At 45.4% G+C, this 13,758-nt stretch carries 11 protein-coding genes; 5 read left to right on the top strand and 6 right to left on the bottom strand.

Annotated features, from left to right (window positions below; all coding sequences use genetic code 11):
• Positions 1-40: 40 nt before the first annotated feature.
• Complete coding sequence (locus PY364_RS01440) at positions 41-2,407, top strand: TOMM precursor leader peptide-binding protein (protein ID WP_275519811.1); 2,367 nt, start codon at positions 41-43, stop codon at positions 2,405-2,407.
• A gap of 72 nt (positions 2,408-2,479) precedes the next feature.
• Entirely contained in the window at positions 2,480-6,064 is a 3,585-nt protein-coding gene (locus PY364_RS01445) for a PatA/PatG family cyanobactin maturation protease (protein ID WP_275519813.1), read from the top strand.
• A gap of 78 nt (positions 6,065-6,142) precedes the next feature.
• Here PY364_RS01445 and fabF read toward each other — a convergent pair whose 3' ends face one another.
• The gene (gene fabF / locus PY364_RS01450; protein WP_275519814.1) at positions 6,143-7,396 is read right to left on the bottom strand and encodes a beta-ketoacyl-ACP synthase II; all 1,254 of its coding nucleotides are present in this window, start codon (positions 7,394-7,396) and stop codon (positions 6,143-6,145) included.
• 100 nt (positions 7,397-7,496) lie between these two features.
• A complete protein-coding gene (acpP, locus tag PY364_RS01455; protein ID WP_275519816.1) occupies positions 7,497-7,751 on the bottom strand; it encodes an acyl carrier protein in 255 nt (84 codons plus the stop codon).
• Between the two features lie 283 nt (positions 7,752-8,034).
• Here acpP and PY364_RS01460 point away from each other — a divergent pair, with 283 nt between their 5' ends.
• On the top strand, positions 8,035-8,940 hold the full coding sequence (locus PY364_RS01460; RefSeq protein ID WP_275519871.1) for a CoB--CoM heterodisulfide reductase iron-sulfur subunit B family protein: 906 nt from the start codon (positions 8,035-8,037) through the stop codon (positions 8,938-8,940).
• Between the two features lie 149 nt (positions 8,941-9,089).
• Here PY364_RS01460 and PY364_RS01465 read toward each other — a convergent pair whose 3' ends face one another.
• A complete protein-coding gene (locus tag PY364_RS01465; protein WP_275519819.1) occupies positions 9,090-9,689 on the bottom strand; it encodes a DUF3172 domain-containing protein in 600 nt (199 codons plus the stop codon).
• Positions 9,690-9,974: 285 nt separating this feature from the next.
• On the opposite strand from PY364_RS01465, the gene clpS reads away from it, so the two are divergent.
• Together clpS and PY364_RS01475 are read left to right on the top strand one after the other, a co-directional pair.
• Positions 9,975-10,256: an ATP-dependent Clp protease adapter ClpS gene (gene clpS, locus PY364_RS01470; protein WP_275519821.1), complete on the top strand. Its 282-nt coding sequence runs from the start codon at positions 9,975-9,977 to the stop codon at positions 10,254-10,256.
• 110 nt (positions 10,257-10,366) lie between these two features.
• Positions 10,367-11,194, top strand: coding sequence for a type II CAAX endopeptidase family protein (locus PY364_RS01475; RefSeq protein ID WP_275519823.1), 828 nt, complete (start codon positions 10,367-10,369; stop codon positions 11,192-11,194).
• A gap of 113 nt (positions 11,195-11,307) precedes the next feature.
• Here the strand turns inward: PY364_RS01475 and PY364_RS01480 are convergent, their stop codons facing one another.
• From PY364_RS01480 to PY364_RS01490, 3 genes are all read right to left on the bottom strand, one after another.
• On the bottom strand, positions 11,308-11,952 hold the full coding sequence (locus tag PY364_RS01480) for a GIY-YIG nuclease family protein (protein ID WP_275519825.1): 645 nt from the start codon (positions 11,950-11,952) through the stop codon (positions 11,308-11,310).
• Positions 11,953-12,006: 54 nt separating this feature from the next.
• Positions 12,007-12,660, bottom strand: coding sequence for a glutathione S-transferase (locus PY364_RS01485; protein ID WP_275519827.1), 654 nt, complete (start codon positions 12,658-12,660; stop codon positions 12,007-12,009).
• Between the two features lie 115 nt (positions 12,661-12,775).
• Entirely contained in the window at positions 12,776-13,714 is a 939-nt protein-coding gene (locus PY364_RS01490; RefSeq protein ID WP_275519829.1) for a rhodanese-related sulfurtransferase, read from the bottom strand.
• Between the last annotated feature and the right edge of the window lie 44 nt (positions 13,715-13,758).

Here is a 13,758-nt window from a genome sequence, read left to right on the forward strand (position 1 = left end):
CCTTTTAAATCCTTTTAAACTTCGAGCTAGATAAAATTCCATGAACTCGACAAAAATCCCTCAAATCAAACCCCATTTTCGCGTCGAAATCATCGAACCCAAACAAGTTTACCTACTTGAAGAAAACTCCACCCACGCCCTCACAGGAAGCCTCTACTGCCAAATCCTCCCCCTCCTCAACGGTGAAAACAGCCTACAAGACATCATCCAAAAACTTGACGGACAAGTTCCACTCGAACACATAGACTACGTACTGCAACGATTGCAAGCCAAAGGCTACCTCACCGAAGCCACCCCCGACTTATCGCCAGAAATCGCCGCCTTCTGGAGTGCCTTGGGCATCGACCCCCCCACCGCCGCCCAATCCCTACAGCAAGCAAAAATAGCCATCACCGCAGTTGGTGAAATCTCCCCAGAACCCCTAGCCGCCTCCCTAGCAGCAGTTGGCATTCACACCCAACCTTGGGAAACCCAGCAGCCTACATCCCCCTATACCCTGTTAGCAGTCCTCACCGACGATTACCTGCAACCCGACCTAGCCAAAATCAACCAAATAGCCCTGCAAACCAATCAACCTTGGCTTCTGGTCAAACCTGTCGGCAACATTCTCTGGCTAGGGCCAATTTTCATCCCTCAAGAAACAGGTTGCTGCGAATGCCTCGCCCATCGCTTGCGGGGAAATCGGGAAGTAGAAACCTCCATTTTGCGCCAGAAAGCCAAACTCTCCCTAAATCAGAAGGGGCAAACTCCTACTTCTCTCCCCCTGAGTAAGGAGGGGTCAAACTCTTCTCTCCCCCTTACTAAAGCACAGGTGGGGATCTCCGGTTGCCTCCCCACTGCCCGCACTACTCTCCCCTCTACATTGCAAACCGCCCTACAACTCACCACCACTGAAATCGCTAAATGGGTTGTGCAACAGCAAACTGCCACCAATCTGAAAGGGAAAATTCTCACCTTCAACCAAATCTCCCTAGAACTGCAAACCCACACCCTACCTCACCGTCCCCAATGTCCCGCCTGTGGCAATCCGCAACTGTTAACGGAAAGAGGTTTTCAACCCGTTACCCTGCAACCCCTGGCCAAACACTTTACCAGCGATGGCGGTCATCGTTCCGTCACCCCCGACCAAACCCTACAAAACCACCAACATTTAATTAGTCCGATTACCGGAGTCGTCACCGCCTTAGTCCGCGTTTCAGACCCCAACAATCCCCTCGTCCATACATACAGCGCCGTTCACAGTTTCGGCAGCGCCACCTCGCTGAAAGGACTGCGCCACGCCTTGCGCCATAAAAGTTCCGGTAAAGGGAAAACTGACCGTCAATCAAAAGCCAGTGGTTTCTGTGAAGCAGTCGAACGCTATTCGGGGATTTTCCAAGGCGATGAACCCCGGAAACAAGCAACTTTAGCAGAGTTAGGGGAAAAAGCAATTCACCCATACCAATGTTTGCATTTCAGCCCCCGCCAATATGAAAACCGGGAAGCATTGAACGAAAGAAACACCGTCGCCCACGATTGGATTCCCCAAACTTTCCATGAAAGCCAATCGATTGATTGGACACCCGTTTGGTCGCTAACGGAACAAACCCACAAATATTTACCCACAGCTTATTGCTATTACGATTATCCCTTGCCCAAAGACCGCCGTTTTTGTGGTGCAAATTCCAACGGCAACGCTGCCGGGAATACTTTGGAAGAAGCGATTTTGCAAGGGTTTATGGAATTAATCGAACGGGATAGCGTCGGAATATGGTGGTACAATCGCCTGCAACGTCCGGCAGTTGATTTAGCCAGTTTTGATGAGCCTTATTTTTTAGAACTGCAAACTTATTATCAAAATAATGGCCGAGAACTTTGGGTACTCGATTTAACTGCCGATTTAGGTATTCCCGCTTTTGCTGGCGTGTCTCGGCGCATTGATGGCGGTGCAGAACGAATTATTGCTGGATATGGCGCACATTTAGACCCGAAAATTGCTATTTTACGCGCCGTTACAGAAGTAAATCAAATCGGTTTGGAGTTGGATAAAGTAGAAGCCGAAAAGTTAGAAGGGGAATGGCGAGATTGGCTATTAAATGCCACTTTAGAAAATCAATCTTATCTGGCTTTTGACCCCAATATTACTCCTAAAGTTTACAGCGATTATCCCAAACTTTGGAGCGATGACATTTATAAAGATGTAATGACTTGTGTGGAAATTGCCAAAAATGGCGGATTGGAAACGTTGGTACTCGACCAAACTCGCCCGGATATTCGGTTAAATGTAGTTAAGGTTATTGTGCCAGAGTTGCGCCATTTTTGGTCGCGTTTTGGGGCGGGAAGATTGTATGATGTCCCTGTAAAACTCAGTTGGTTATCTGCGCCACGTTTGGAAGAGGAAATGAATCCGATGCCGATGCCATTTTAACGGCTTTTTCGGTTTATACTTCTATTTTCAAAGCCCAAGTCCGAAAAACTTCTCAAAAAGGAGAAAACTAAAATGGACAAGAAAAAACTGAAACAACTTGAAATCGAGTCAAAGGGAAAAGTGGTGAAAGAACAATTGAATCCTTCCCTGCCACAAATCGCACCATCAAGTTTTCCTGAATATTCAGTCTTACCCTTAGCCACAGCCATCCCAATAGTAGAAGTGGCAACACTTGATTACCCGGAAATAGATTGGCAACACACAACCCTTACCCTCTCCCGTTTTGCCTACCTGCATCAACTCGGCGGCAAAATGGTGTTAGAATCACCCCTCTCCAAATTTAGAATTACCCTATTCGATAGCCAAGCCAGCGCCATCATCAGCTTATTATCCCAATCCCAAAACTTAACAACTATTAGTGTAGCCTTTCCCCATATTGAAACCGAAACAATTCAAAAATTTATTTATCTATTATTAGCCACTAAATTCTTATCAATAGAACCCGAACCCTTAAAATTAGAATTATGGGAATTTCACAACTTGCTGTTTCACAGTCGCAGTCGTGACGGCAGACACGATTATCAAACAGCATCAATCGAACATTGGGAACAACGGGAATTATTCCCAACAGTAAAACCTCCCATGAGCGAGAAAATCATTCCTCTTTTCCGTCCCAACCTAGAATTATTAGCCCAAACCGATAGTTCCTTAACCCAAGCAATAGAAACCAGGCAATCCATTCGGGAATATGACGATTATCCCATTACCATCGAACAATTAGGCGAACTACTCTATCGCTGCGCCAGAGTAACAGAAGTTTATCAAATGGAAGAAGTAGGCGAAGTCAGTCGCCGTCCTTATCCATGTGGTGGTGCGAGATACGAACTGGAAATTTATCCCGTTGTCCAACAGTGTGAAGGATTAGATGCCGGATTGTATCATTATGACCCCCTCAACCATCAATTAGAGCAAATTGCCGACTACAATCCAGAAGTAGCCGCCTTAATTGCGGATGCTCGTTTATCTAGCGGCGAACAAGACACCCCCCAAGTTTTACTAATTATTACCGCTCGGTTTGGCAGACTTTTCTGTAAATATAAATCCTTAGCTTATGCCTTAGTATTAAAGCACGTTGGGGTGTTGTATGAAAACCTGTACCTAGTTGCCACCAGCATGAACCTCGCCCCTTGCGCGTTAGGTGCAGGAAATAGCGATAAGTTTGCACAAATTACCGGACTGGATTACTACGAAGAATCAGCCGTCGGGGAATTTATGCTCGGTTCAATTTCCCGGAAAGTAGAAGTGCAGGGAAGTGAGGGAGCGGGGGAACAAAAAAACTCTGCAAAGGCGGGTTTTGTTGTTAATTCTTCTGCTGCCATTACAGAATTGTCTGCTAAACCCGCCCCTACAAGTCAAGACTTTTCCGTTTCCCAATCACCAATTGCTAATTCTATAAATCCATCAGAGCAGGCGCTAAAGCGCAACAACGTACCAGCGAATTTTATAACCCCATCAGTTGCTCCGATGAACAATGCAGATAAGTTGCCTGGACTTTATGACCTTTGGGCGCATACAAAAGGCGACCCTGAAATTACCATTGTTATTCTTGATGGTAACGCTGACCTAGAGCGCTCTTGTTTCCAAGGGGCAAACATCAGCAAAGTTTTCCCTTACTGGCACGAAACCCCAGAACCTATTGCTCTAGAATATTACGAGGCTTTTCTAGAGATTGAAAAGAGTGGTGAAAAAGGCGAAGCCAAAGCCAAAAAACTACAAGCTGCCGTCCCCGAAGCAATTCTCAATCGCCTAAAAGGAAACTTTCACGCTACTCACATCATCAGTACCATTATCGGTCAACACGGCTCACCCGTTCCCGGAATTGCCCCTCGCTGTCGCGCTATCAATATTCCTATTAACACTACTGGCGACAATGGTGAGTTTATCTCTCCAATTAATCTTACCCGCGCATTTGAATTAGCAATGAAACTGGGAGCCAATGTCATCCATTGTGCAGCTTGCTGTGCAACGCAAACAGGTATTGCCCATGACTTGTTAGCTAGAGCAGTGAAAAACTGCCAGGATAACAATATTCTTATTATTGCCCCTACAGGTAACAATAAAGGTGAATGTTGGTGCATTCCCGCCATTTTACCCGGTGTTTTGGGTGTCGGGATGATGAAAGACAATGGAAAACCTGCCAACTACAGCAACTGGGGCGGTAATTATCAGTATGACGGAATTTTAGCTCCCGGAGAAAACATTCTTGGCGCACAACCTACAACTGAAGAAACCAAACTTAGTCAAGGTACGAGTTGTGCGGCTCCCATCATCACAGGTCTATCAGCAGTTTTTCTAAGTCTGCAACTGCAACGCGGGGAAAAACCCAATGCTGAAGCTGTGCGTCAAGCTATTTTAAATAGTAGCATTTCTTGTGACCCGGAAGAAATAGAAGAACCGGAACGCTGTTTAAGAGGGAAATTAAACATTCTCGGCGCTTATCAGTTACTAACTGGAAAAGAGTTAACCTCAGTTCAAGCGCACCCAAAAATCGGTATCCAGGCTAATAGCGAAAGTCTTTTAAAGAGGACTGAAAACCCCATTAAAAGTCCGCTGACTTCCAGTATTAATGCTAGTAATCGTCCAGAAATTCCCTCTGTTGAAGCCTCAATTAACAGTCCGTTTGAACAGGCTTCTGCTATGAACTACGGAATTGATTCCCTGGCGGACTCTGGCACACTCCAACCATCCAACACAACAGTTGCCACCCTCATCCCCAGTGAACCAGCCGAAGGCATTACCCCCAGCGCCGCCTCAAAACTCGTCTACGCCTTGGGAACCATCGGTTACGACTTTGGTAGTGAAGCCAGACGCGACACCTTTAAACAACTAATGCCCGCAATCGAAATTGATGGTACAGTAATTCCCCCTAATCCTTATGATGCCAGTCAAATGGTTGATTATCTGTCACAAAACCCTAGTGAAGCCAAAGCTTTAATTTGGACGCTCAATCAAGAACTTAAACCCATTTATGCCTTAGAACCAAGACAGGGTTTTGCTGCGGATGTCTACGAAACATTAATTATGATGTTAGCCGGACAAATTGAACCGGAAGACAGCGATGATTTTGTCGAGCGAGTCAGCATTCCTGCCAAAACCACCGATAAAACCGTGCAGCTATTTTCGGGACAAGAAGTTCCGGTAATTACCTTAATCAATACAAGAGGAATGTACGGTTGGAAAGTTAACAATTTAGTCGAAGCAGCTTTGCAAAGCGTGGCTCCCCAAGCCCCGCAAGCCGATGAAATTACAATGCGACAAGCTCTCACTAGCTTCGTCAATAAAGTTTATTTTGAGTTCCAAAATTTAGGACAAACTTCTAAAGATCGAGCGTTGAACTTTTCCGTTACTAACGCTTTTCAAGCGGCTTCGAGCTTCGCTGAAGCTATTTCTAGAGGGATGCAACTCGATACTATTGAACTAGAAAAAAGCCCATTTTGTCGGATTAATAGCGATTGTTGGGATGTGATATTAAAATTTTTCGATCAAGAAAATGACCATAGAGCTAAGAAGGTTTATCGGTTTACGGTTGATGTTAGCGACAGAATTCCTGTGACTCTGGGTGAAGTTCGCTCTTGGTCTGTACCAAAAGAGGGATAATCATCAAGAAAGTTGCTATAAAAAGAAAGGCAGACAAAATGCCTGCCTTACAGTCCGATTAAATAAAATCCTGATTCATCACTGAACAAACTTCTTGAAAGCTAAAGTCACATTGTGACCCCCAAATCCAAAAGAATTAGACAGCGCCACATCTACTTTCAGATCGCGGCTGTGATTGGGAATATAATCCAGATCGCACTCATCATCGGGATTTTCCAAATTAATAGTCGGGGGAACCTTGTCATTATTAATTGCCATTACCGTCGCCACCGCCTCAATGCCTCCAGAACCACCCAAAAGATGGCCAGTCATCGACTTAGTAGAACTAATCGCCACCTGATAAGCACTTTCCCCCAAAGCCTTCTTAATCGCCTTAGTTTCCGTAGAATCATTAGGCAGCGTACTCGTACCGTGAGCATTAATATAGCTCACCATTTCCGGCGTAATCTCAGCATCCTTAAGCGCTAAAGACATCGCCCTTGCAGCCCCCTCCCCGCCTGGTACGGGAGAAGTCATGTGATAGGCATCGCAGGTGGAACCATAACCGACGATTTCCGCGTAAATCTTAGCTCCACGACTCAAGGCGTATTCCAGCTCTTCTATAATTAGAATGCCAGCACCTTCGCCAACAATAAAACCATCGCGATCGCGGTCAAACGGTCGGCAAGCATGAGCAGGATCGTCATTGCGCTTAGAAAGCGCCTTCGCCGCCGCAAAACCCGCCACACACAAAGGCGTTACCGCCGCCTCCGTACCCCCACAGATCATCGCTTGGGCATAACCCCGCTGCACCATCCGAAAGGCATCACCGATCGCATTCGACCCCGCAGCACAAGCCGTCACCGTACAAGAATTAGGCCCCTTAGCCCCCGTATGAATCGCCGTCAGGCCCGCTGCCATATTCGCAATCATCATCGGAATCATAAACGGACTACACCTGTCAGGGCCGCGATTGAGATAGATTTCTTGTTGGTCTTCCAAAACCTTCAGACCACCAATACCCGTCCCGATGATCGCACCCACTTGTTCTGCGTTCAGGTCATTAATCTCAAAACTTGCATCTGCGATCGCCTGTTTGCTAGCCGACACCGCAAACTGAGCAAAGCGATCCATCCGCTTTGCCTCCTTGCGTTCCAAATAGTCATGAGGGTCATAACCCTTCACTTCCCCTGCAATGCGACAGTCATGCCGCGACGCATCAAAAAAAGTAATCGGGCCGATGCCATTCTTCCCGGCAAGCAGCCCTTCCCAATACTCGGATAAGGTATTGCCAATCGGTGTAATCGCGCCGAGACCCGTTACAACAACGCGCTTACGCTCAAAATTTGCCATGATTTCGATTTCAAGAAATTAAACACCGAGAACGCAGAACAAAAGAAGAGTTTTCAATCCTCCTTCCCCCCTCCCAAAAGCGAGGGGAAAGGTGCCGATCTTAAGCTTTTGGTGCTGCAACTTTACTATTGATGAAATCTACAGCGGCTTGAACCGTAGCAATACCTTCTGCGGCTTCGTCTGGAATTTCGATATCGAACTCTTCCTCTAATGCCATAACCAGCTCTACTGTATCTAAGGAATCCGCTCCTAAATCGTTAGCAAAGTTGGATTCGGGCTTGACTTCGCTCGGATCGACTTCAAGTTGCTCTGCCACAATTTTCTTAACTTTAACAAAAATGTCGTCTTGACTCATAGATGGTGTCCTCGTTGGATGCCGCGTATTTAATCTTATCCGAAACGGGGATCTTAAAAAAAAACCCTTGCCAGTTTTCTAACTGACACTAAGGCAACCTTGGGACATTCGGCATCCGCCATAGGTGGTAGGCTAGAGGATGGGGAGATGGGGAGCAGGGGAGCGGGGGAGCGGGGGAGAGGGAAGACGGAAATTGACTCTCTTACCCATCTTCCCCATCTCCCCCATCTTCCCCATCTCCCCCATCTCCCCCGCCCCTCTGCTCCCCATCTCCCCCATAACCATGCCATCCCCAAATCTTAAATATGCTTACTTCCCCGGTTGCGTAGCCCAAGGCGCGTGCCGAGAGCTTTACCAGTCTACCCAAGCGCTGACTCAAGCTCTGGGGATTGAACTATTGGAACTCAAAAAAGCCTCTTGCTGTGGTTCCGGCACTTTTAAAGAAGATTCGCAATTACTGGAAGATACTGTTAATGCCCGCAATATTGCTTTGGCAGAAGAACTTAACTTGCCTTTACTCACACATTGCAGCACTTGTCAAGGGGTAATCGGTCATGTGGATGAACGATTGAAGGAATCTCAGCAAACAGACCCGGCTTACCTTGGTCAGATTAACGGTTTGCTAAAAAAAGAAGGCTGTTCTCCTTATCAAGGTAGTACCGAAGTTAAACATCTGCTGTGGGCCCTAGTTGCAGATTACGGCCTAGAGGAAATTCAAAATCGAGTTACCCGCAAGCTTTCTGGTTTAAACTGCGCGGCGTTTTATGGCTGCTACTTACTGCGAGCTCAAACCCACAATCCTTATGATGACCCGTTTCAGCCAGAATCTATGGAAAATGTGTTCCGGGCGGTTGGGGCGACACCTATCTATTACAGAGGGCGGACTCAGTGCTGTGGTTGGCCGCTTTCCAGCTATGCTACAGATCAATCTTTTAAGATGGCTGGCTCGCATATTCAAGAAGCTATTGACAAAGGTGCAGATTGTATAGTAACTCCTTGTCCTTTATGTCATCTTAATCTAGATTCCCGTCAGCCAGAAGTTGAAAAGGTAGTCGATCGCAAATTGGGTTTACCAGTCTTACATTTACCTCAATTAGTTGCTCTAGCTTTAGGGGTTCAGCCGGAAAAACTGGGACTCGATCGGCACGTTGTTTCGACTCGCCCTGTCTTGGAAAAGTTAGGTTTTTAGCGATCGCCACCGCTAAGATGAACAGAGCAAGTTATATTTTTTGATAACTTCACGTAACGCCGCCTTCTAGGCGGTATCCTCACCGCCTAGAAGGCGGCGTTACGGATAATTACCAAGGTGGTTGCTAACAGTTAACAGTTAACTATTAACTAGAAATTTTGAGTATCAGGGCCACTATTAATTGCTCCAGGTGGATTCAGGAATAGATTTTTGGCACTGCTATTCTGATAGATACAATTAATGTCAGGTTTACTCTCCAAAGTACCTGTGAAACCAAAGGTGTTCATGCGGTTTTTACAATCACGTACTTGGTCTTGAGTAATCAGCCTTCTTTGCTCCAAAATAGCCCAGTTATTCGTTCGCAGGACGCATCCTGGTGTCATCGATGGTTGAGAGATGTAGACATTAAAAGGGTTGAGGGTGACGTAAACCCGCATATCTGTTACCATCGCACTGGCTCCAAACTGAACGCAAAGTTCGGGGTTAGGGGCACTGCGATCGATAAATTCGCGGGAAGCTACGTTTTCCGGGCTAATTGTCGCGGTGGAACTAAAGGCAATACCGATGCCAATGCCCAAAATAAAGACTGCTGCTAAAATCCCTAAAGATGTGTAATTGATCAGAGATTTACCAGAGGCGGCTGAACGCCGGGAAGCGCCGCTGCGCGATGTCGGGACTTCAGATTCTAGATCGTCCCACGGTTCGCCGGGGCCGGTTCTACTGGTGGGAGATTTCGGTTTACGTTTCATAAACGGCACGATCGCAAATTCTAGAGATTAGGCAGGGACTCTCTCAATCCTAATATAGCGGTTTGTTGTTAGGTGCAGTAAAGTTATGACCTCTCTCCTACAGGATTTAGGTACTTCTGGCGTAACGTCGCCGTCCCAGCGCTATCCTAAACCGCCGGGACGGCGGCCCTAGGGTTTCACCTTGTCGGGATTTTAATAGTTGATTAAACTATGTTAAAGTAAAATGCTCCCGCACCGTTTAGAGCACTTGACGAATCTAGATAACTTACGGAAGGAGATAGGGTAGTGTCTGTCGAGACTATTGAAAAGAGTTCAACAGTCCGCAAAATCGCACCGCGCTATAGGGTTTTGCTTCACAATGATGACTTCAATTCTATGGAGTATGTGGTGCAAACTTTGATGCACACGGTGCCGAGTCTGACTCAGCCGCAGGCTGTGAATATTATGATGGAAGCTCACACTAATGGACTCGCAGTAGTGATTGTCTGTGCTCAGGAACACGCTGAATTCTATAGTGAAACGCTGAACAATCACGGACTAATCAGTACAATTGAACCAGATGAGTAAGATTGGTCTTCTACCAATTCAGTTGACGTAACGCCGCCATCTTGGCGGTATTTTTACCGCCAAGATGACAGCGGTAATGTGAGCGTAATTCCTATTATAATTATTGACTAATGGCAATTTATTCTAATATTTCTCGTTACCCTGTCCCTTTAAGGTTAGGGGTTTTTCTTGTTAGTTTACTTTTGATATGGCTACCGCTAGCTGCACCGATTTATCTGCTGGTTAAGGATAGTAATTTGGCAACTATTCTGACTATGGGGTTGCTATTTGGAGAGTTTCTATTGCTAGTGGGATGGTGGGGAAATCGGGTTTATCGACAGCCTTACCTGGTCAAAAGTTATGGTTTGGTGGGAACGCGGCAAAATGGCTTAGATGTACTCGGAGGTTTTGGAATTGGTGCTTTGCTTACCTTCGGTTTATTTGGCTTTGAAGGGCTGTTGGGTTGGCTGACGTGGGGGGAGTCGGAGAGTGGAATTAAATTGATTTTAGAGGGGTTGGCGACGGCTCTGGGAGTAGGTTTTGCTGAGGAGTTGGTATTCCGAGGTTGGTTATTGGATGAGTTGCAGCGTGACTACAGTTTGAAGGTGTCGCTTTGGCTGGATGCTGTGATATTTGGGTTATCCCATTTTTTGAAGCCGCTGTCGGAAATGTTGCGGACTTGGCCTCAGTTTCCAGGTTTGCTGTTGTTGGGTTTAATTTTGGTTTGGGCGAAGCGATCGCACCAAAATCGCCTTGGTTTGCCAATAGGTTTTCATGCAGGTTTGATCTGGAGCTATTATATTATTAATGTGGGGCAATTAGTGCAGTATTCTGGCTCTGTTCCTGGTTGGATTACGGGTGTTGACCGCAATCCGTTGGCTGGTTTGATGGGGTTGTTATTTTTGGGTGCGATCGCGTTTTGGATGTGCAAACTTTCTAGAGTCCAGAATTATCCGTAAGCTAAGCTATATCCCTCGATCGTTCGGCGATTGAAATCGCTACTACATAAACGAAGTCCGCCTACGCGGACTAAAGAATAAAGGCGGTATTTAAGCCAATATGGTCTGACCTTTTAAGAATTAATCACCCTACTCCAATCATCATTTTTAACTGCTGCTTCTAATTTTTGATGACGCTCAGCCATTGCGCTATCCTGTCGATCGCTCTTCTCTAATTCATCAATCAGAGTGCTATCAGCCATTGCTTTGCGTAATTTGAGCTTTTTCTCTTCGTAGTTATTGCGATCGCTTTCTGACATCGTACTTCTAGCGGCCTCACCCACTGTGCTCGCCCAATTTCCCTGTGGTTGTTGATTTCCCGGTGGAATGTAATCCAGCTCAGCAATCCACTCATCGCGCAAAGCTTCCATTTCCTGACGTTTAGGGAATTTAAACGTCTGAACTCTAATAAAAGTACAGATTTCAGTTCCGTTTTGGGCAATGTGTCCCTCTAGAGACTGGCGTACATCCCGCGAGTAACCAATGTATTGAGTTTGGCGATCGCAGTCTAAAACGGCATATACTCCAGCCACTTTAACCTGATTAGTGAGCGATCGCCAATCGTCCACCGGGATTACCTCAGCCACGTCATTATCTAACGCAATAGATGGGGTAACGGAAGTATGCTCATCATCAGAACTATACAAAAAACTGTGCAACCCTTGATGAGCAACGGGAACGTTTTGATGTTCAATAGCAATATTATTTTCGGATTCCATTGGATTTAAGTCTCAGTTCTACAATTTGAGCTTTATTCAGAAATATCTTACCTCTTAATGAGGAAACATAACAGCTACATTGCCAGGTTCCCATTTTGGGTATTTTTTCATCACCTGAGTATAAATTTCTGAATCTATAAACTCTGATAACCAAGCTTGTAGCTGCAACCAAGGCTGTGTATTGAACCAATCGCGATCGGTATCGGCAAATTGACGAACAAAAGGCGCGATCGCCATATCTGCCAAGGTCACACGATTACCAAATAAATATTTTTTCTTCCTTAACTTTACATTCAATTTCTCTAAATATAAACCCCCTTCAGTGCGCTGAACTTCTGCATCAATTCCTTCATAACGATTGGGGTACTTATAACGGTCAAGATGATATTTAAACCCGTTATCAAATTGAGCGATAAGTTCCAGCATTTCTGCAACAGAACCTTGTTCTGGCATTAACCATTTTTCAGGATCGTATTGTGCTAATGCCCACAACATGATATCAATACTTTCATCCAGTATCCGCCCATCAATATCAATCAATATCGGCACCGTACCTTTAGGAGATACCTTCAACATTTCCTGTGGTTTATCACGCAAGACAACTTCCCGTAACTCACACAACTGATTGCTGACAATCAATGCCAAACGTGCCCGCATAGCAAATGGACAGCGACGGAAAGAATACAAAATTGGGTAAGTTATTGACATAGGCGAAGGAAGAACGAAGAAGGATTAAGGTATGTAGTTGCGCTTCAGCGCTCTTCGGATATGAAAGAGCGCTGAAGCGCAACTACATACCTTGATTTTGTTCAATCATTCATAATTATTGATTTGATTTCTCCTTAACATCATAGCTGACACCAATATGTACTTGTTTACGACTCTTAGCAAGCTCAATTTGACGTTGACGTTCAGAAAAAGCTTTTTTTCTTTCTGGGGTTTTTGAGTCATAGCAATGGGGACAACTTACACCCAAAACGAATAATTCTGAAGCCTTATCTTCCTGACTAATTGGCTGACGACAAGCGCGACAAAGTTCATAAGCACCAGGCTTTAAACCATGACCAACAGAAACTCGCTCATCAAAGACAAAACATTCGCCTTCCCAACGACTTTCTGATTCTGGTACTGTTTCCAAATATTTTAAAATCCCACCTTCTAAGTGATAGACTTCATTAAAACCTTGACTGCGTAAAAAAGCCGTAGATTTCTCACAGCGAATACCTCCTGTGCAAAACATTGCTACTTTGGGTTTATCGCGCAATGCCGCTTCCTGCTGTACCCATTCCGGTAATTCCGAGAAACTTTTGGTGTTAGGATTAATCGCACCTTTAAAAGTCCCGATGGCTACTTCATAATCATTACGTACATCAACTACAACAACATCGGGATCGTCAAGTAATTGATTCCATTCGTCAGGTTTGACATATTTGCCAGCCATTTGAGTTGGATTAATATCTGGTACACCCATCGTCACGATTTCACGTTTTAAGCGTACTTTCATCCGGTAAAATGGTGGTTTTTGTGAGAAAGATTCCTTGTGAGTCAAATCAGCTAAGCGCGGATCGCGACGCAGGTATTCTAGCACGGCATATACGCCTTCTGGTGGGCCAGCAATCGTGCCATTAATGCCTTCTTTGGCTAGTAAGATAGTGCCTTTGACCTGGTTTTCGTTGCAGCAGGCAAATATTGGCTCTCTCAGTTCGGCAAAATCTGAGAGTTCAACGAATTTATACAAGGCGGCGGTTAAGAAATAAGTCATAGTATCGAGTAGATTAGACTAATTATGATTATAAAGCGATCGCA

Source organism: Kamptonema sp. UHCC 0994, from assembly GCF_029167235.1.
Taxonomy (GTDB): Bacteria; Cyanobacteriota; Cyanobacteriia; order Cyanobacteriales; family Microcoleaceae; genus Kamptonema.

Excerpts from the sequence above, each read along its gene's own strand:
- PY364_RS01440 (WP_275519811.1), top strand. The coding sequence starts at position 41 with ATGAACTCGACAAAAATCCCTCAAATCAAACCCCATTTTCGCGTCGAA.
- PY364_RS01445 (WP_275519813.1), top strand. The coding sequence starts at position 2,480 with ATGGACAAGAAAAAACTGAAACAACTTGAAATCGAGTCAAAGGGAAAA.
- fabF (WP_275519814.1), bottom strand. The coding sequence starts at position 7,396 with ATGGCAAATTTTGAGCGTAAGCGCGTTGTTGTAACGGGTCTCGGCGCG.
- acpP (WP_275519816.1), bottom strand. The coding sequence starts at position 7,751 with ATGAGTCAAGACGACATTTTTGTTAAAGTTAAGAAAATTGTGGCAGAG.
- PY364_RS01460 (WP_275519871.1), top strand. The coding sequence starts at position 8,035 with ATGCCATCCCCAAATCTTAAATATGCTTACTTCCCCGGTTGCGTAGCC.
- PY364_RS01465 (WP_275519819.1), bottom strand. The coding sequence starts at position 9,689 with ATGAAACGTAAACCGAAATCTCCCACCAGTAGAACCGGCCCCGGCGAA.
- PY364_RS01475 (WP_275519823.1), top strand. The coding sequence starts at position 10,367 with ATGGCAATTTATTCTAATATTTCTCGTTACCCTGTCCCTTTAAGGTTA.
- PY364_RS01480 (WP_275519825.1), bottom strand. The coding sequence starts at position 11,952 with ATGGAATCCGAAAATAATATTGCTATTGAACATCAAAACGTTCCCGTT.
- PY364_RS01485 (WP_275519827.1), bottom strand. The coding sequence starts at position 12,660 with ATGTCAATAACTTACCCAATTTTGTATTCTTTCCGTCGCTGTCCATTT.
- PY364_RS01490 (WP_275519829.1), bottom strand. The coding sequence starts at position 13,714 with ATGACTTATTTCTTAACCGCCGCCTTGTATAAATTCGTTGAACTCTCA.